This window comes from Endozoicomonas arenosclerae (assembly GCF_001562015.1).
In the GTDB taxonomy this organism is placed as follows: Bacteria; Pseudomonadota; Gammaproteobacteria; order Pseudomonadales; family Endozoicomonadaceae; genus Endozoicomonas_A; species Endozoicomonas_A arenosclerae.
Genome location: NZ_LASA01000106.1, coordinates 23,167 through 41,460, shown reverse-complemented (window position 1 = coordinate 41,460; position 18,294 = coordinate 23,167). Strand labels below are relative to the sequence as shown.

General features: G+C 47.5%; 14 protein-coding genes. 9 read left to right on the top strand and 5 right to left on the bottom strand.

Annotation, left to right across the window (positions count from 1 at the left end; all coding sequences use genetic code 11):
• The 3 genes from WG89_RS31230 to WG89_RS17010 all read left to right on the top strand — a co-directional run.
• Positions 1 to 1,101 (top strand): hypothetical protein (locus WG89_RS31230; RefSeq protein ID WP_172806836.1); only part of this gene is annotated, 1,101 nt, incomplete at its 5' end.
• 96 nt (positions 1,102 to 1,197) lie between these two features.
• Entirely contained in the window at positions 1,198 to 4,266 is a 3,069-nt protein-coding gene (locus WG89_RS17015; RefSeq protein ID WP_062268299.1) for a transglutaminase-like domain-containing protein, read from the top strand.
• Between the two features lie 10 nt (positions 4,267 to 4,276).
• On the top strand, positions 4,277 to 4,867 hold the full coding sequence (locus tag WG89_RS17010; RefSeq protein WP_062268296.1) for a DUF3592 domain-containing protein: 591 nt from the start codon (positions 4,277 to 4,279) through the stop codon (positions 4,865 to 4,867).
• Between the two features lie 689 nt (positions 4,868 to 5,556).
• Here the strand turns inward: WG89_RS17010 and WG89_RS17005 are convergent.
• Complete coding sequence (locus WG89_RS17005; RefSeq protein WP_062268293.1) at positions 5,557 to 7,815, bottom strand: xanthine dehydrogenase family protein molybdopterin-binding subunit; 2,259 nt, start codon at positions 7,813 to 7,815, stop codon at positions 5,557 to 5,559.
• Positions 7,816 to 7,960: 145 nt separating this feature from the next.
• Between WG89_RS17005 and WG89_RS17000 the strand changes: the two genes are divergently transcribed.
• The gene (locus WG89_RS17000) at positions 7,961 to 8,407 is read left to right on the top strand and encodes a MarR family winged helix-turn-helix transcriptional regulator (protein ID WP_062268303.1); all 447 of its coding nucleotides are present in this window, start codon (positions 7,961 to 7,963) and stop codon (positions 8,405 to 8,407) included.
• Between the two features lie 23 nt (positions 8,408 to 8,430).
• On the opposite strand, the gene WG89_RS16995 is transcribed toward WG89_RS17000, so the two are convergent.
• The 4 genes from WG89_RS16995 to WG89_RS16980 are packed head-to-tail and all read right to left on the bottom strand — an operon-like array spanning position 8,431 to position 11,820.
• Positions 8,431 to 9,057, bottom strand: a complete 627-nt coding sequence (locus tag WG89_RS16995) for an N-carbamoylsarcosine amidohydrolase (RefSeq protein WP_062268291.1) — start codon at positions 9,055 to 9,057, stop codon at positions 8,431 to 8,433.
• A gap of 1 nt (position 9,058) precedes the next feature.
• Entirely contained in the window at positions 9,059 to 9,811 is a 753-nt protein-coding gene (locus tag WG89_RS16990) for a maleate cis-trans isomerase family protein (RefSeq protein WP_062268289.1), read from the bottom strand.
• A 45-nt stretch (positions 9,812 to 9,856) separates the two neighbouring features.
• Complete coding sequence (locus WG89_RS16985; RefSeq protein WP_062268287.1) at positions 9,857 to 10,672, bottom strand: alpha/beta fold hydrolase; 816 nt, start codon at positions 10,670 to 10,672, stop codon at positions 9,857 to 9,859.
• 5 nt (positions 10,673 to 10,677) lie between these two features.
• Positions 10,678 to 11,820: an FAD-dependent monooxygenase gene (locus WG89_RS16980; protein WP_062268285.1), complete on the bottom strand. Its 1,143-nt coding sequence runs from the start codon at positions 11,818 to 11,820 to the stop codon at positions 10,678 to 10,680.
• Positions 11,821 to 12,050: 230 nt separating this feature from the next.
• On the opposite strand from WG89_RS16980, the gene WG89_RS16975 reads away from it, so the two are divergent.
• From WG89_RS16975 to WG89_RS16955, 5 genes are all read left to right on the top strand, one after another.
• Positions 12,051 to 13,112, top strand: a complete 1,062-nt coding sequence (locus WG89_RS16975) for a 2,5-dihydroxypyridine 5,6-dioxygenase NicX family protein (RefSeq protein ID WP_062268284.1) — start codon at positions 12,051 to 12,053, stop codon at positions 13,110 to 13,112.
• A gap of 98 nt (positions 13,113 to 13,210) precedes the next feature.
• On the top strand, positions 13,211 to 13,696 hold the full coding sequence (locus WG89_RS16970) for a (2Fe-2S)-binding protein (RefSeq protein ID WP_062268282.1): 486 nt from the start codon (positions 13,211 to 13,213) through the stop codon (positions 13,694 to 13,696).
• A 2-nt stretch (positions 13,697 to 13,698) separates the two neighbouring features.
• A complete protein-coding gene (locus WG89_RS16965; protein ID WP_062268280.1) occupies positions 13,699 to 16,662 on the top strand; it encodes a c-type cytochrome in 2,964 nt (987 codons plus the stop codon).
• Positions 16,663 to 16,820: 158 nt separating this feature from the next.
• On the top strand, positions 16,821 to 17,843 hold the full coding sequence (locus WG89_RS16960) for a hypothetical protein (RefSeq protein WP_062268279.1): 1,023 nt from the start codon (positions 16,821 to 16,823) through the stop codon (positions 17,841 to 17,843).
• Positions 17,840 to 18,190: a hypothetical protein gene (locus tag WG89_RS16955; protein ID WP_062268277.1), complete on the top strand. Its 351-nt coding sequence runs from the start codon at positions 17,840 to 17,842 to the stop codon at positions 18,188 to 18,190. Before WG89_RS16960 ends, WG89_RS16955 begins: the two co-directional genes overlap by 4 nt.
• The last annotated feature ends 104 nt before the right edge of the window (positions 18,191 to 18,294 follow it).

Here is an 18,294-nt window from a genome sequence, read left to right as displayed (position 1 = left end):
CTGGAGGGTGAGTCGGCTTACCCTATATCGGGTGACTATGCTGTTGCTATCTACCCTCGTACCGCCCAGGTATTGGCTGAGTTTGTATTGAAAAACTCTATGGATGACCAGGATCACAAATGGTATGGAGAGGAAAGCCAGAAAGTCTGGCATGAACGAGTACGCCAATTACACGACCGGTCGGGCATGGATGTTCTGGATGACGACTGGATTCGGTGGTACTGGGAAAACCCGAGGTCTATGGCCTGTGTACCCGAGCATCTGCGTCGCTGGCACTGGTGGGGTAAAGGTAGCTTCCGTATGAGTTCGGAACCTGATGGTTGGGGGGCGTTCAAAGGATGGTATTACGGACGCTCCTATTGTGACCTGTTATCTCTCAAGAAACCGGCGGTCACTCTGAATCAGTATGGTAAAGGAAAAGCGGTATTCGCAGGGTTTGATGGACTACTCCAGGCTACAGCGGGTGGCCAGGATAGCCTTTACTACCAGTTACTCAGCCAGGCACTTGATCGGATTAGACCAGATAGGTCAGCGCTGAAGCTCATTGCAGGCCAGCCACAGTCTGTTCAGCTTTCCATCGAAAACCTGGCAATAGAAACCCCAGGGAGAACCCTGCTGCAACTGGATGGACTGGCGATGTTGGATGATGCCGGGATGATCAAGGAAGCTGAAGGTTGGACTTACGAGTTCAATATTGATGAAGGACAGCAGTTACATAAGTATATTCAGGTGCAAGCTCCACTTTATAACGAATCTGGGAAGATCTCTGCCCAGATCCAGTCGGGAAAACCAGGACAATGGCGGAATCATGAAACGTTCACGCTTGAAGTGCGAGCGGAAAGGGAAATTGCCAAACTGGATGATTTAATTGAAAGGGTTCGTGAGCTCTCCCATGAAAACTGGAAGGGGACTCGCTACTACTTCCTGCTGAAGAAACTGGAATTTATTCGCCAGTGCCTGCTTGAGCATAATCTTCGCTGGGCCTATGAAGCGTTATTAATGAGCACCAGCCTGTTGTTAATGGACAAAAGCAACGACAGTCAGGAAATCCGGGCTGGTTTACAGGATGTGTTAATAGACGTTGGTCGCAAGATCAATTGATGAAGAATGAGACCTTGGTTTCCATGCATCAGGCCCTGAGGGCCCAAGTATGGGAACCCATGCGATAAGAATTACACAGGGAATAGGGAATAAAGGATGTCTGTTCAGTTTATGGAGTCATTTCGTCAAGGAGTGTTGGGGAAAGGTCTATCACTTTTTCTTTCTTCATTGTTTGTCTTTGTTTTCTTCCTATCCCCCACAGGTAAGGCGGTAGCGGACAATATTGAGAAAGAGGCAGAGTATGAACGACGACTGACCGATATGATGGAGGACACTCCTGAGAAGAAGCTGGCACACAGGCTGCATAAGCTGAAAGAGTGGGTAGCCGACGATGAGCCCGGTATTCGCTACAAGGAGAACTCGAATCAAGGCTTATTTGCCTCCTTTACCCAGGTGATTGGATTGGGGGATAAATTTCTTTCTTCATCGGATAGAGGACAACTGACTGAACTCTATTCAGGAATTGACCAAGCCTATACGGAGGCATGGTCTGAATGGCAAAACCTGGAAGTTGAACTAAAAAAACGTGATCTGCCGGCTATTGCCATGGAGCGTCATCGGGAGGCTATGGAGCAGTTCAAAGAGCAATACAGCGAGTTTACCGGTTACTATCAGCAGCTGGAAGGAACCACTAATAATGCCGAATTACAGTCTGTCTGGGAAGAGCTTGGCCGCTTCCTGAATCAGCAACAGTTCCAGAAAAGCCATGCCCCCTTTGACCCGAATAAACTGCCCTTTGGCACCCCGGATAGTGAAGTACGAGAACCCAAGGTGACTAACTTTGACCTGCAAAGTGTGCTTGGACTTGATCCACTGAAAGGAGTTATGGTGGCTAATAGTGGCCCCTTGCCGTCTTCCGCAACCAATGCACTGTTCGCGCAAAGAAATGACCAGCCTGCTGACACATACCTGCAGGAAACACCTGATATTACTATTTCAGATGAAATGCGTTCACTGGCAGCCGAACTGAATCACAATCCAACAGAAATCTATTCATGGGTTCACAATAATATCCGCTTTATCCCCAGTTACGGTTCAATCCAGGGCGCAGCCATGACTCTGGATACACGGCGAGGTAATGCTACTGATACAGCCAGTTTGTTAATCGGACTGCTGCGTGCTTCCAATATACCCGCGCGCTATGCCTACGGCACAGTAGAGGTGCCGGTGGAGAAGGTAATGAATTGGGTCGGAGGAGTAGAAGTTCCGGCTGCCGCCCAGAACCTGATGGGACAGGGGGGGATACCCAATACCGGACTCATCTATGGAGGAAAGGTAACCCAGATTCGAATGGAACACACCTGGGTAGAAGCCTGGGTAGATTTTGAACCCAGCCGAGGTGTGAAGAACCGCGAAGGTGATAACTGGATTCCCATGGATGCCAGCTTTAAGCAGTACGAATTCACCGATGGCATGGACCTGCAGGAACAGGTACCGTTTGACGCCCAAGCGCTGATTGATGAAATAAAAGACAAAGCTACCATTGACGAAGAGCTGGGCTTTGTCCAAAACCTGCCCCAGGCTGATATTGAGCAACAGTTAGAAGACTACCAACAGAAGCTACAGGACTACATTGAAAACCAGAACCCTGATGCGACAGTAGGTGAGGTTTTGGGCCTTCAGGAAGTCAAGGTAAAATCATCGGCGCCTCTTTCAGCGGGTTTACCTTATCAGGTACTGGTCACCAGCGAGCGGTTTATAGAAGTTCCTGATAAGTTAAGACATAAATTTAAATACCAGCTGCAAACCCAGATTAGCGGCCAGCCTGGTGCTACCCTGTTTACATTTGAACAGCCAACCGTGACAGTGGCAGGCAAGAAGCTGGCGTTATCATTCCGTCCCAGCACGGAAGAAGATGAAGCTATTATCGAGAGATATCTTCCCAAGCCAAACGACGATGGCAGCCCTATTGATCCATCTCAATTGCCAGCTACCCTTCCTGGTTATCTGATCGACATGACTGCAGAATTTACGCTGGATGGTGAGGTAGAACTTACCGCTGGGGCAGGGAAAATGGGTACTGAGTTATATAGTACTCTGGGACTTTACTCACCGACCCATAGGTGGACACAGGCGAATAACAAACCGATAGCAGGTGAGTATCGGGCTATTGGGTTGGATTTGCAGGGAAATAGTACCAGAGGTGCTGAGAAGCTAAAGAATAAACTAAAAAAGACGCATGATGTTATAGAAAGTGGTGATACTGCCCTAATATCTGCCTTGTCAGGGGAGGATGTTCAAGGAGACTTGTTATATTCTCCAATTTTTGCCTACCTAGCTATGAATAACATTCAAGATCAAGTTCAAGCCAATAACTTAAATATTATTAACTACAGGCTTCCTAGTTATGGGGTATTTGGTACACGTCTTGAGTCTAGCTACTTTTTTGGCATACCAAAGTCAGTGAGGTTTTCTGGTTTGGGAATAGATGTTGATCGTTTGGCAAGTCAAACAGTTGATACTAATAATGATTTAATCAGGCAACGTAATTATACTAGAGGCATTGGTATTAGAGCGTCAGTAATGGAGCACCTTATACCAGAGAGTATGTTTACTATTACTGGAGCTAAAGTTTCAAGTATGAGTGCGATCAAAGCTCTATCAATAGCTGCATCTCAAGGACAGAGAATATGGTCAATCAATTCAGATAATATTGATGCTGCACTAGAGTCTATTAATCTCAGTGCTCAAGTAGAGTCTGATATTCGTAACTCAGTTAAAGCGGGAAAGATAGTTACTGCTCATGGCGAACCTTTATTATCTGGAAATGGATGGAATGCTGGGTATTTAATTATTGATCCTTCAAGTGGTTCTGGAGCATATAAAATAGCTTCCGGCGATAATGGTGGCTTGCTAGAAGGAGTTCAATATATTTTAATGTGGTTAGGGTGGGCATTTACCTATAAAGCAGGGTTGCTGGGTGTTAGTCCAAACCCAGTTGCACCTTTCTTTACAGTGGCCTGGACTACGATTGGGGCGATTCAGATTGCCTCAAGTTGTGAAGACCCTATTGCTCGTGCATTGGCTATGACCGCATTTATTAGTGCGGTTATTGTAATGTTTTTCCTTTTGACTTTGGTGGCCTTCCCTCTTTCTCTTCTTTCTTCAGTTGCAGGCTTCCACCTTATAGGCTTTTATAAACGTTGGCTTATATCATATTGTTGAGGAGTTGAGTATGGGACTGTTTTATGCCTCATCAATAACATTTGTATACTTTGTTCTCGTTTTTGTTTTTATCATTTTTTATAAATACAAAGCACATGCATGGAAGCTTTGTGATGGAAGGATAAAATCTTTCTATCAGAACTATAGTGGTGAATATGATAGTCTTTTTGATAAATTTGAAGTGCCTGAATATCTCAAGATGACCAAGGCAGAGTATGAGTATAGTTATACTGTGGAAGGGAAAATATTTAAGTCCAATATTGTATTTCTTGGAGACTTTTTTATGTTCTCCGGAAGAACTTTTTTTCAGCCCTATTCGAAGTTGAGATTTTCAAAAGGAGATAATATAAGTGTGCATTACAATGAGCGTAACCCATCTGAGTCCGTAATTTACAAAGAAATACCTGCTAGATTTAAAGTTCTATTATTTTTTGGTTTGCTTGTATCATCATTTCTTTCATATTATTCATTTGACTTTACAAGTAGTTGGCTTTCTGGTGTGGTAGTAAAGGTAATAGTTAGTGTTGTTTTTGGAGCAGGGATGTTTATTGGGGATTTTTTACGATCAAATTATTCTCAGAATAGAATTAAAGTGAAATAAGGTATGGAAAAGAGGTAGTGTGTATGAGACTTTGGAGGGATGAAAATTGTTAATTTCGATATTTAGTAGTGATGTTATCTATTTGGATGTTGCTATTTTTAGGTCAATCTGATGCTTCTGTTTAGTTTGATTGTTGCAGTCGGTACAGTTTTCATTCAAGGTCAGATTAGGTAAGATTTTTAGGGTGATATGATGTTCCTTAAGTGTCCGAATTGTGGTGAAAGCATTAGCCTATCTGTTCTCTTTCTTAAAAGTTTTTCATGTGGAAGTTGTAAGAAAAAGGTATCTGTCAAAATCTGGGTAGGATTAAGTGCTGCACTGAGTTCTTTTTTGATTTTTTCTTTCTATCTGAGAAGAGATGATATAAATATTATTTTTATCATTGCTTTTATTATTGTAATTCTGTTTCTTACAGTCTTAGTCTCAAGGAGTAATTTGATTATAAAAGAATAAAGGTGATATTAATCTTCTGTGGGAGCTTCTAGTATCTGAACATTTATAAAGTTAGATGTTTTGACGGGGTGATTGAGATAAAATCTTTTTAAGAAAGTTAATGATTTAACTTGTGATATTGACTTTATGTAGAATTACGGTAGTAGAGAGATTCTCTCAAGGTATGTACTACAGCTTAAGCTTGGTGATCAGTACATTTTTTGGTTATATTTATAACTTTCAAGATCTACATGCTTTCAAAATATGGATTGATCAGTTTTCAATATATTACGAACACAGCCTGGAGTAAACGGAGCCTGAAGAAACCGAACACCGGTAGCATTAAAAAGAGCATTGGCTATAGCCGGCGCACAGGGCAGTGAGGTGGATTCACCCACTCCCAGAGGCGGCTCCTCCGGTAGATCCATCAATGCCAGCTCTATTTCGGGTAGCTCAGTGAAGTTGAGAATGGGGTAGCCACCCCATTCCAGACTGGCTACGCCCTGCTGATCAAATGTAACCCGTTCTTTGAGTGTTCTGCTCAGGGATTGAATAATGTTGCCATGAACCTGATGTTTCACTCCGTCAGGATTGATCATTCGGCCAGCATCCTGACCAACAGTCACCTTGATGACTTGTATCTCGCCGGTATCAGGTCGAACTTTAAGAGAAACACACCAGGCCGCCCGGGCAGCCCCAAACCCGGGAAAACGACTGTGAACGTAGTGTCCATAGGCAAAGCCATGGCCGTATAGCCAGCCATCTTCTTTTTGAGCTTCTGACTTATGTTGTCCCCAGTCCGCTTTATCAGCTGTGTGTCGTATCAAATTCTGGGCTCGGACATCGTCTCCAAGATGGCGCAGCCGAAAGGATACTGGGTCTTCACCAGCCAGACAGGCTAACTCATCGATAAAGCTTTCGTGGGCGAAATTGTTGGGGAGTGCTGAGACGCCTCGCAGCCAGGAGGATCGTACAACAGGCGCTGCATCATCACAGCTGATATCCAGATCGGTGTAGCTGTATGGGGGAACAGAGGTTCTGTCACCCATTTCAAATACCTTGGGGTCAGCGGGTATTGTTCCTGTAAGCAGCAAGGCAAGATTGGGTGCATCGTTGGAAGGGTAGCGGGTTTTAAACCGGTAAGCAGAGGCGTTGCCTTGCTGATCAATAGCGCCTTCAATATCGATAATCTGGGCTGTTCCCTTAGGTTCCCAGCCGTGCTCCTGGGCTCGGGTCAGCTGCACTCTGACCGGTTGGTCTACGGCCTGTGCCATAAGTACGGCGTCCGCTCCGACATCGTCAGCGCAGTTGCGGCCATAGCAGCCACTGGCTTCCATACGGATGATTTCAATACAGTCTTCAGTCAGTCCCGTTAATCTGGAAATGTCAGTGCGCAATGAGTGAGGGTTCTGGGTGCCACTCCAGAGTTTGATTTGGTCTGCCTCCATTTTGGCCACAGAACAGGACGGTCCGATAGAAGCATGCATGTTGTACGACCACAGATAGCTTCTTTGCAAATGCTCTGTGGATTGTTCCAAGGCATTTTCAATGTTTCCGGTTACCTTGAGTGATCGAGTTTTTGCTGGAATGTTCCTTAAAATCTGTTCGAGATTTTCCATTTCAGCCAGCTCAGGTACTGGCTTCCAATCTACCTTCAGTGTTCTGGCTGCTTGCTCTGCCTGTTCTTCCCGCTTGGCAATGATGCCCACAAAGTCGCCCTTTACGACTATTTTAACGATGCCGGGGATATGAGCTATGGACGCTTCATCAACCCGGATCAGACTGTTGCCAACATAATCACCCTGATCTCTTCCGGTATAGGGTGGACGCACGACACGTCCATGGAGCATGTCTGGCAGACGGAGGTCGTGGACAAACGTCAACTGTCCCGTTGCCTTGTTGGGTATGTCGACTCTTGGACTGGATTTACCTGTGTAACGATGCTGCTCAGCTGACTTTACCGGTGTTTGCTCATCTAGCTGCAGATCAAAGCGTTGGCTGGAGATCAGTTCACCAAAAGAAACGGACTGCTCAGGTTTGTCATGAGGGTGGATCATGCCATTGTTGATCGTCAGCTGTTCTGTATTTATCTTTAAATGTCCGGCGGCAAGTTCCAGCAGAAAGTGTCTGGCCTGAGCTGCAGCACGCTGCAAGGGTTGTGAGCTGATCTGTATGGTGGCACTGGCTATAGTAGGTCCCTGATTTGGGGTGTCTTCAGGGTCGCCTAGAATCATGCGGATTCTGGCTGGCTCGACATCCAGTTCTTCGGCCACAATCTGGGCCAGAGAAGTGCGAATGCCGGTGCCCAGATCAACATGGCCATTGAAAGCCAGTATCTGATTATCCTCAAGTACAACGATGAACAGTTCGGGCTTACTGGCTATATAATCGGTATGATTACCGGGCTGTCCCGGTGCTGGCTTGGGCGGAGCGACAGGCTTACGGAAGACCGTTAAGATTCCTTTGTCGTTTAAAAGCTGTTCCCGTGATGGCAGGGTGTTAGGAAAGACTGACATAGAGAAGAGCACTTTGCTATTATTGGTTTTTTAGTGTGAGCACTGCTAATAGTATCAGGAAATGGCTTTAAATAAGGCTTTTTCTTCAACTAAAGCAGTGAGTACTTTATTTATCGTAACTGCTGACAACAGGCAGACCGCTACTGTGACGACTATAAAAACACCTTCCGAACAGGGCTACTCCCTCAAGGATCAGGTAGGGTTTCTGATTCGTAAGGCTCATCAGCGCAATACCGCTATTTTTCAACAGCATAGTGTCGACGAGCAACTGACACCGATCCAGTTTTCTGCACTTTGTGTCATAGCCGATAACGACAACAGTTCCCTGACCGATCTGGTTCAGATCACAGCCATAGACCAGGCTACCATCAGGGGGATCGTCAGTCGCCTGAAAAAGCGGGGCCTGATAGAGCTGGTTTCCGACCCCAGGGATCAGCGCAAGGTGATTGTCCGGGCAACCCGTGAAGGTATGATGCTACTGGACGAAATGGTCCCAATTGCCAAAGAGATCAGCGACATCACTGTGGAAAAGCTTAATCCCAGTGAACAGGTCGCGCTGACCTATCTGCTTAAGAAGATTATTGAAGAATAATCTTCTTCTTATAAACGACTATCTTATTCTTGCAGGTAGGACAGGTATTCCTTACTGCTGATCACATCCCCATATTTGCTGTCGATATCAAACAGGTTGGCATCATGGGGATCCCTGTGACGATCCCCCACACAATCCCTGAGTACCATCACTCTGAATCCATGCTGGACGCCATCAACAGCCGTAGCCCTGATACAGCCACTGGTGGAACAACCCATCAAAACAATGGTATCGATAGCCTGACTATGAAGTGTCGTGGCCAGTGAGGTGCCAAAAAATGAACTGGGATATTGCTTGCTGATCACCAGCTCAGAAGTTAAAGGCATGACCTCCTGACAGAATTCAGCCAGCGGGTTGCCTTCCACCATATCCTTCATAACCGGTGCTTTCTTTACCCAAATGCCGCCATCCTGAAACGTATCGGGTTGGTAACGGATATTGGTATGAATGATTCTTGCGCCCGCCAGGCGGGCTGATTCAAGAATTTTTCCGGCACGGCTTACCGCTTCTACGACATCGGGTGCATATAAGGGCGCACCCGGTGTGGTATAGGCTTCCATAAAGTCCACCAGTATCAGGGCAGCACTCTTGCCAAAACCAATACGGTTCCCCCATACGCCTTCATAGTTTGATGATGCGCTGTCAGCCATATCAATAAGCTCCAGAGAGCAATGCTCCGGCTGCAGGCGCGACAGGCTCAAGGTCCAGGGCTTTGAGCATCTGGTAAGTGGTGGCTACTGCAGCACTTAACACCGGTTTTCCGGTCTGAGCCTCAACCATTGGAATAGCTGGCAGGGATGGCATTTGTACACAGGCGGAAAGGACGATGGCATCGACACCTTCAAGGTTCATGGAAGCAACGATTTCCGGAAGATTCATCGGATCGTGGGCGGCAACATCCAGATTGTTGGGTATTTCCAGGGCGCGATAGTCCAGCACCTGGATATCTTCATTGCGGATGTATTCAACCACCAGTTCGGTAAGCGGCTTCATGTAGGGAGCAACCAGAGCAACTTTTTTGGCACCAATGGCTTTTATACCTTCAACCAGTGCGCCGGCGCTGGTGACCACTGATGTCTCCATATCGTTTTCGATGGTGCGCTGTTTTAGTCGTGTTTCTGATTCGCGATGGTAGCCAAGCCCCATAGCCATAATGGCCACCAGACAGGCGTAACCCATAACATCAACGTTCGCATCACTCAGTTCAAGAGCACATCGATCGGATTCGGCATCCATAGCTGCCAGTTCATCCTTGCTCACGGTTTTCATGCGCATTCGGCTGGAGTGAAAAGTGAACCGCTCAGGGCGAATCTGCTGGCGGGCGGTCAGCATGGCAGGAATCTCGGTTTCCATGGTGATGTTGGAACTGGGGACGATCTGTCCCACTCGATATACCTTGTTCATTGTTCTTATATCCTTGGTTCGTTTGCAAATGACTGTCGGAAAGCTTCAGACAGTGCAATCGAGGAAATCTTCGAAGCCGGCAAAGAAGCCGTCAAAATCATCCCAGGGGATCATATGACCAGCATTCTCTACGTGACTGATTCGGATAGACGGCAGTAATTCTTTGAATTCGGCTTCATCAGCTGGCTCAATAACGCCACCTTTTCCTGCCACCATGAGCAGGGTTGGCACTCCGATTTCAGGCAGGTACCGGTGAATGTCCACGGTGTGGAACTCTTCAAAGGAAGTGATAATGGCTGGTGAGAAACAGGTGTGGAGCCATTCGCAACGCAGTTGCAGTTGCTCTTCGGTCCAGGTTGCGCAATAGCCACGCATGGTTTCAATATCACAACCTGCTTCGGCATCTTTGATTGAATCGACATACCATGGGAGTTTGCTGGGGTATTCCCGACGTCCTGGGCCGGATACCGGTGGGTCAATCAGAACCAGCTTTTTCAAACCGGGAGCTCCTTTGGCTGCAGCACGGATGCCAAATCTGGCTCCCATTGAGTGGCCTGCCAGGATATAGCTGTCCAGATTCAGCGCTTTGGCAAAAGCAATAATGTCTTCTGCGCATGTGTCAGTGTCGTATGATAAATCGGGCCCGGTTGAGGACAGTCCACGTCCTCTGACGTCAAGAACATAGGTATCAAATTGTTCGGCCAAACGTTCGGCTACAAAGCCCCAGGTAATGGCTGGGCTGGTAATGCCAGGCACCAGTAACAGGATTGGGCGTGCCTTGTCCTGCTGGCCACCGTATCTCAAGTAATGCTGACGAATGCCATTAGCCTGAACATTTGCGCCATAAAGGTAGTGACTCATCTTTATTATCCTTTCAGTGTCTCTTCATAGACGTTGTAGCCATAGCACCAGGCTGGGTCTTCCTGGGTACGGAACCAGGTGTTGGCAGTAGAGATCTGCTGAACCCGGGTTGCTCGATCTTTTCGAGTTGCTTCGTAGATCTTGAATGCGGTCTGGTAGTCGTCGAGGCCAGTAGCAAGGAAACAGCGGGTCAGAATTGCGGCATCTTCAACAGCCATGTTGGCGCCTTGAGCCATGTGGGGACGGAGTGGATGACAGGCGTCACCGAGCATTACCATGCGGCCCTCACTCCAGATGGGCAGAGGGTTGCGATAACGAAGGGGCCATTTGGTGACATGATCAGTGCACTCTACGAGAGCCTGTACAATAGGGTGGTAGCCTTCAAACGCTTCGTAGAGCTCTTCCTGGTTACTGGGTACGAAAGCATTATTACCAAAATCCCAGGGTTCATGGGGGACACCGGTAACATAGTAGTATTCACTCTTGTCAGGTCGGGTGTGGTAAACCATCATGTGTCGGTCATCGGTCCACCACTTGATGCAGTCTTCAAAATCCAGGTCGTATTTTTTCAGCTTGTTGCCGTCAATGAGGGCTCGATGGGCGACGGTGCCACCATAAATAGGTTCTTCCTGCCCCAGAAGTTTTTCTCGTATCCGGGAATTAATACCATCAGCACCGATAACAATGTCAGCCCTGGCTTCGGTGCCATCAGCAAACTTCAGGCAGACATCATCACCTGAGTCCTGAACGTCCACCAATTCCTTGCCAAAATAGAGTCTTTGTTGATCGAGGGATTCGATCTGGGCTGCATGCATATCACCTCTATGCACTGTGATGTAAGGCGCTCCATACTCTTTGACAGCAAACTCTCCCAATGGGATACGGGATATATATTCACCCGTCTCACCATCGCGGTTCAGCCAGTAATCAGGGTGGTTACCCATCTTGCATAAGGCTTCTTCCAGGCCCATCTTCCGGAAGATATACATGGCATTGGAGCTGATATGAATGCCTGCCCCCAGTCGTGAGAAAGCAGGAGCCTGTTCATAAACATCGACACAAAAACCTTCCTGTTGTAATAGCCTGGCCGCTGCTGCGCCACCCAGACCTGCACCGATAACAGCGATAGTTTTCTTGTTGTTGGCCATCTCCATTCCCTGATTATGTTTATCTTTAACTGTATTTTTGTTCGATAAATATAGTGCATACACTATTTAATTGGCAATAGAATAAAGTTTTTATCGTGTTGTTTGATTGCTTTGTTGGCTTTAAACTAATTTTTTATTTTGTTTTATAGTGTGTACGTTATATAGTTTTACGGTCTTTAGCAGAGGCAAACCAAAGATCACCTGGACGGTGGCAATAAAAAGGAGCGACCATGCCTGTCAGTAATTCTGAGCTCACCTGTATGTTTGAGCAGGTTTTGAAACATTCAAAAGTGGACAAGAGTCAGAGTGTCGCCATTCTCAAAAGTCATTATTCCAACCAGCGAACCGTTCAGGCAGCAATGGATGCTACTCAGAGGCTGGGTGCCCAGGTTTATATAGTTGAACTCCCGTCGTTTAATGCGCCCATGGCTATTGGGAATGATCTGACAGGTTATTGTGGAGACACGGCGCTGACCGGAAACAAGGCAGCCCAGAAAGCCCTGGAAGCTGCTGACCTGATTGTAGATACCATGATGCTGCTGCACTCTCCGGAGCAGGAGCAGATTCTGAAAACCGGTACTCGTATATTGCTGGCTGTTGAGCCTCCAGAAGTCCTTATGCGGATGTTGCCCACTCAGGCTGATAAAGAAAGAGTGTCTGCTTCCGAGCAGTTATTGGCCAGAGCCGGTGAAATGCGAGTGGTTTCAGAGGCTGGAACAGACTTCAAAGCGGCTCTTGGAGAATACCCGACGGTAACGGAATATGGTTTTGCGGATGAACCGGGCCGCTGGGATCACTGGCCCAGTGGCTTTCTGTTCACCTGGCCAAATGAAGGATCTGCAGAAGGCACCATTGTGATCAATGAGGGGGATATTCTCCTTCCGTTCAAAACCTATGCCCGTGACCCCATTACTCTGGAAATTCATGAAGGATTTATTCGTCACATACACGGCGGATTTGAAGCCGAGTATTTACGTGAATACATGGCTTATTTCAAAGATCCTGAAGTTTATGGGATTTCTCACATAGGCTGGGGTCTTCAACCCAGGGCGCAATGGACTGCTATGGGGCTTCATGACAAAAACGATGGCATATGTATGGATGCCCGGGCTTTTGAAGGAAACTTTCTGTTCTCAACCGGACCCAATACAGAGGTAGGAGGCACTCGCAAGACGCCCTGCCACATGGATATTCCTTTACGAAATTGCAGTCTTTATCTGGATGATTCCATCGTAGTGGATACAGGTCGGGTGGTGGCGCCTGAATCCGCTGTGCTGGATGAGCAGTCGTAGTCAGGTAACCAGCAAGTGTTGTGTATTAACCGGACTCACTATATAAATACTGCACATACGAACAACAAGAATAAAGGAACCGCCGCAAGGAGGTTGCCATGAGCAAGCCAGCCAAGGCTCCCATCAAAGCTGTGGTCAATGGTGAGTCTGTTCTGATTGAGCTGGCTCCTGAAGTACCGCTGCTGTTTTTTCTGCGCAATGATCTGGCCCTGAATGGGCCAAAGTATGGCTGTGGTCTTGGAGAGTGCGGTGCCTGTACTGTTCTGGTGAATGGGCAGGCAGCCCGGTCCTGTGTCTTGCCGGTAGGTCGGCTTGACGGCTGCGAGATCACAACTCTGGAAGGTCTGGGGGATAGAGATAATCCGGATATTGTCCAACAGGCGTTCATCGAGGAGCAGGCGGCTCAGTGTGGTTACTGCCTCAACGGAATGATCATGACGACCAGGGCTTTGCTAAATAACGATACCAACCCCTCAGACGAGAAAGTTCGACGTGTACTGAAGCATAACCTGTGTCGCTGTGGTACCCATGTAGAGATTCTCAAGGCCGTGAAGCGGGCATCAGAATTAGCGCAGGAGGCCTGACCATGTCTTCCCTGCAGTTGCCAGATCTACCTGCGTCATTTGATCAACAAAGTGCCAGCCTGGGCTACGGAATAGTTATCAGGCCACCGTCTTATAAAATGATAGGTTCGGAGTTTGTCAGCTCAAGGCTTGCATCGGTTGAATCATCTTCTATTGCCCATCTTCCCGGGATTATTAAGCTGGTTGTGCAAGGCAATTTTGTTGGCATTGTCGCCAACAGTTATTCAGAAGCCCTGGTGGGTGCTGAACATTTGCAATTGGAATGGGCACCTCCACAGCACATTACAGAATCTTCTGGCGAGCAGAGTTTGTCCCGGAGTTTTGATTTCAAAAGAAGCTACCAGTGGCCTCACCGTTTTCCGGCCAGTTCTGGGTCAGGGTGGGTTATGGCCCAGTTATCGGCGCAAAGCGCCAGGATCTATGTTGCTACTTCAATGCCTGATCGTCTGCGTGCTGAACTTGCCGGCCTTGCTGGTCTATCACCTGATCAGATAGAGCTTGAAAACCCTATCGTATCTCCATCCATTGGCCGTTCCTTTCATGATGATGCCGCAGCGGATGCTCTTTTGTTGTCGCGAGCATGCGGCATACCTGTTGCCGTACACATTTCCAGTGGTTATGAAAAAGATCGCTTAGCGCTGGGCTCTATTCAAACCGTCAGCCTTTCAGGTGATATCAAGGAAGGAGAGGTTAGTAGCTTTGAGCACCAGCAGATTCAATCATCAGGGATTGCACCGGTTTTAGCTCAACTCTTGATAAATCCGGCTAAAGCCAGTGTCTGGAGCTTTACCGAAAATACTTCTCCTTATGACTTTGTTGAGAGTGCCAGGGTTACACCTGCTACCCAGCCAGATGAAAAAGAGCCTTCTGCTGCACAAGAGACTTCTATAACCATTGCCCAGAACACTTTTGCCCTGGAAAGCTGGATGGATGAGCTTGCAGAGAATCTGAAAAAAGATCCTATAAAGTTCAGACAGACTCATATAAAAGATGACCGTGGACGGGTATTAATGGATTCGGTGACCCGACAGTCAGGATGGCAATCCAGCGACAATCATTTTGGCTTGGAACCGTCACCTTATCAGGATGTCTCCAGAGGGAGAGGTTTTGCATACGCTCATCGTAGTAACGATAAAGCTGACGAACCTGTTGAAGAGGGAACCCGTTCTGCCTGGGTGGTGGATATCAGTTTGAATCAGTTAAGTGGAGAGGTGACGCTTGACCGGCTGATCATTGGGCAGGACGCTGGATCAGCACCCGATCAGGATGCATTAAAGCAGACCCTGCAAGAGAGTCTTTTTGTGGCGGATGCAGGGCTGCTTCTGGACAATAAGGAGTATGATCAGTGGGGGCAAAGTCAGGCAAGTGCTCAAGCGGGTGAGAGTCAGACTGCTGCAGATAGAGTAGTATCAGAATCCAAAGTTAATGGTTCTGATAAAGAGATATTGCCTGATTCAGACTCTCCTTCGAACCAGACTCTGGCTGTAAGGTATGAGCCAGGATTGCTAGACCCTGCCGTTGCGGCTGTTTCCAATGCAATTTTCAACGCTACCGGCATCCGGCTGAGAGAGCCACCATTTACAGCCGATCGAATCCGTCAGCAGCTGAATCAATCTATAAACACTGGCGAGTCACCTGTTCCCCGAAACTTCTCAGCACGATCCTTGAAAACCTGGGCGAGCGCTGCTGTGTTATCTACAGCAGGGTTGGTTGCTATGGCCTGGCCATTCAAGCCAGCCATTGCACCTGTTGCACGACCCGCAGCCAATCTTTATTCACCTGAAACCATTGAGCGAGGCAGGCTGGTGGCGGAAGCCGGAGACTGCATGGTCTGCCATAGTTGGGATGGAGGGCCGAGTAATGCCGGGGGAAGGCCGTTCGAAACACCTTTCGGGACGGTTTACAGCACCAATCTCACGCCTGATGAACAAACCGGCATAGGTAACTGGTCGTTTACTGCCTTTGAGCGAGCCATGCGGCAGGGTGTTAGCCGGGATGGTTCTCAACTCTATCCGGCCTTTCCCTATACATCCTTTGCCAAAATCACTGATGCTGATATGCAGGCACTGTACGCCTATCTCATGGCCCAGCCTGCGGTTAAGTCCACACCTCCTGCCAATCAACTATCGTTTCCCTTTAACCAGAGACCTTTGCTGGCAGGCTGGAATGCCCTGTTTCACGACGCATCTCCCTTTAAAGAAGATCCCACTCAGTCTGCATTATGGAATAGAGGAGCTTACCTGGTAGAGGGGCTGGGTCATTGCAGTGCATGCCATACTCCACGTAATCCACTGGGAGCCGAAAAGCTTTCTGCCCAATTCTTTGGGGGAGCGATGGTGGMCGGCTGGGAAGCACCGCCGTTAAATGAATTGTCCCATTCTCCAGTCCCCTGGACAGAAAAGTCCCTCTATGAATACCTGAGAACTGGTTCTACGGATCGTCACGGAGTTGCTTCAGGCCCCATGGCTCCAGTAGTGGCCGGACTCGGAAAACTGCCAGAACAGGATGTCAGGGCCATTGCCCATTATGTCAGCTCTTATCTTTCGCCCTCCGGAATAGACGACAACCAAGCTGAACAGCTGGCTCAGACTATCAAATCGACGGACATCGCGTTTCAACCGGATCTTGAAGAGGGGCAGCGCATTTTTAGCGGTTCCTGTTCCGGCTGCCATACCGATCAGGAAGCGGTTTTCTGGACCCAGGCGGGTGGCAGTCTGGCTTTGAACAGCAATATTCACAGTGACCGACCGGATAACGTCATCCAGACCATACTGTACGGTGTGCAACAGAAATCACTGGATTTACCCGGTCAGGGTACGATGCCTGGCTTCAAGGACAGCCTGAATGATGCTCAAGTCACCAGCCTAGTCAGTTATCTGCGAGCCCGTTTTGCTCCGGATAAACAGTCATGGTCTGATGTGTCGGAAGCTGTAGCTCAATATCGACAGCATCAAGGTACACATTGAAGTCAGTAGAGAGTTATATCATGAGTTCTCTGAGAAGGATGCTCTTAATATGCCTGTATGCGAGAGCATTAATAAGAATCTTTTTTTTATTTTCAATGTTTGCCATTATGCGGCTCTGGGAATTTATAAAGTAAAAAATATCGATAAGGAAGTTGTTAATGAGCAGTTCTTTCCCTAATGAGGCTCTTTTTTTCATCGCTGATCGCGAATACACCATAGACGAGTTGATACAAACGCTTTACCACTCTCCGGTTCCTGAGACCCGGTCACATTTCAAAGCCATTAACAGTCACTTGAAAAATGGGCGAGCCCTGCCTGGCCAGATGGTGATTATCACACCACCGAAAGCCAACAGTTGCCAAGTCGCTGAGAGTGTTATGCAACAGACTGCTATGGAGGTGGATAAAGAACTGGCCAATATGTCGCCGAGAGAGCGGGAAGTTCTGGCCGAGCACTATGCCTTTCTTAGTAATATAACCACTGCTACTGCGCCTATGTACGGCTGGGCAAATAACTATTTTAGCCAAAAAGGCAAGATGGTTGAGCACACCCTCAAGCGGATTGAACAGCTGTATATTACAACCTACCGAAATCATGGACATCTCAACAGCAGTCATTTTTTCAATCAGAGAAAGATTTTGTTCACCCAGTTGGACCAGAACATCAATGGTATGATGGAACGGCAGTTATTTGGTCAGGATGTGCCCGCCAATCGTATCAAGGCACAGCTAGGTCTAAAGTCGAAATCCATTGTCCACCAGTGGAAAATGCAGGGTAATACCGGCTCACTGAAAGGCTATGCCAGCAACTATGAGCAGCTAGCTAAAACCTCACGTACCTTTGCCCGGCTGGGTTACCTATCTATGGCGCTGGATGTAGGAGGAGGGGTAGCCAACATTCAGAAGGCCTGTACCCTGAAGCCGGGCTCGGAAGAGTGTAGCAGGGCGAAAGTAGTTGAACCCGCTAAAGTGGCGGGGAGTATTGGTGGGGGAATGGCTGGTGGTTATTTGGCAGGGTTTATAGCTTGCAACTTGGTCTTTGGGCTTCCATCTGGAGGTTCAAGCTTGCTGTGGTGTAGCGTAGTAGCTGGGGCAGTTGGAGGGTATGGAGGCTCAAAAGTTGGAGGATGGGTTGCTGGCGATAAAATTGCAGCCCCAATATTTGAGACAGTTATAAAATGAGCTTTATTGAGATTTTCTATATAGCCTGTGGCTTCCTTTTCTTGTTGTCGATGGTTCTGTTTTCAATTAACGCTATTTATTTTTACCGAAGACATTACAAGGATGTATCCGAGTTAGTTGATGGTGTTTTTTACGACTGTGGATTAATGTTCGCCACTCACCGGCTTTCAATGTGGGGACATTATTGTCTGTTTCCAAAAAGAGCTGAGCGTGACAATGTGCTCGCTGTCTTTGAAGAATTGCCAAAAAATATTCGTCGACAGCTAATTTTTCATTATCTCTCTCTGTTTTCAGGTGGTGGATTTTTGATTCTTAGTGCTTTGTTAGCAAAGTATTCCGAGCTTTAATTTCTGATCTGGGCTTTTCTTTGAGGGTAATAACTGAACCTGAAATTGGGCTCATAATTGTGCAGCAGGACGAAAATGATTGAGCTCGATAACAGGAAGGGGTA

Coding starts and splice junctions, on each gene's coding strand:
- WG89_RS17015 (WP_062268299.1), top strand. CDS start 1,198: ATGTCTGTTCAGTTTATGGAGTCATTTCGTCAAGGAGTGTTGGGGAAA.
- WG89_RS17010 (WP_062268296.1), top strand. CDS start 4,277: ATGGGACTGTTTTATGCCTCATCAATAACATTTGTATACTTTGTTCTC.
- WG89_RS17005 (WP_062268293.1), bottom strand. CDS start 7,815: ATGTCAGTCTTTCCTAACACCCTGCCATCACGGGAACAGCTTTTAAAC.
- WG89_RS16995 (WP_062268291.1), bottom strand. CDS start 9,057: ATGGCTGACAGCGCATCATCAAACTATGAAGGCGTATGGGGGAACCGT.
- WG89_RS16990 (WP_062268289.1), bottom strand. CDS start 9,811: ATGAACAAGGTATATCGAGTGGGACAGATCGTCCCCAGTTCCAACATC.
- WG89_RS16985 (WP_062268287.1), bottom strand. CDS start 10,672: ATGAGTCACTACCTTTATGGCGCAAATGTTCAGGCTAATGGCATTCGT.
- WG89_RS16980 (WP_062268285.1), bottom strand. CDS start 11,820: ATGGCCAACAACAAGAAAACTATCGCTGTTATCGGTGCAGGTCTGGGT.
- WG89_RS16975 (WP_062268284.1), top strand. CDS start 12,051: ATGCCTGTCAGTAATTCTGAGCTCACCTGTATGTTTGAGCAGGTTTTG.
- WG89_RS16970 (WP_062268282.1), top strand. CDS start 13,211: ATGAGCAAGCCAGCCAAGGCTCCCATCAAAGCTGTGGTCAATGGTGAG.
- WG89_RS16960 (WP_062268279.1), top strand. CDS start 16,821: ATGAGCAGTTCTTTCCCTAATGAGGCTCTTTTTTTCATCGCTGATCGC.
- WG89_RS16955 (WP_062268277.1), top strand. CDS start 17,840: ATGAGCTTTATTGAGATTTTCTATATAGCCTGTGGCTTCCTTTTCTTG.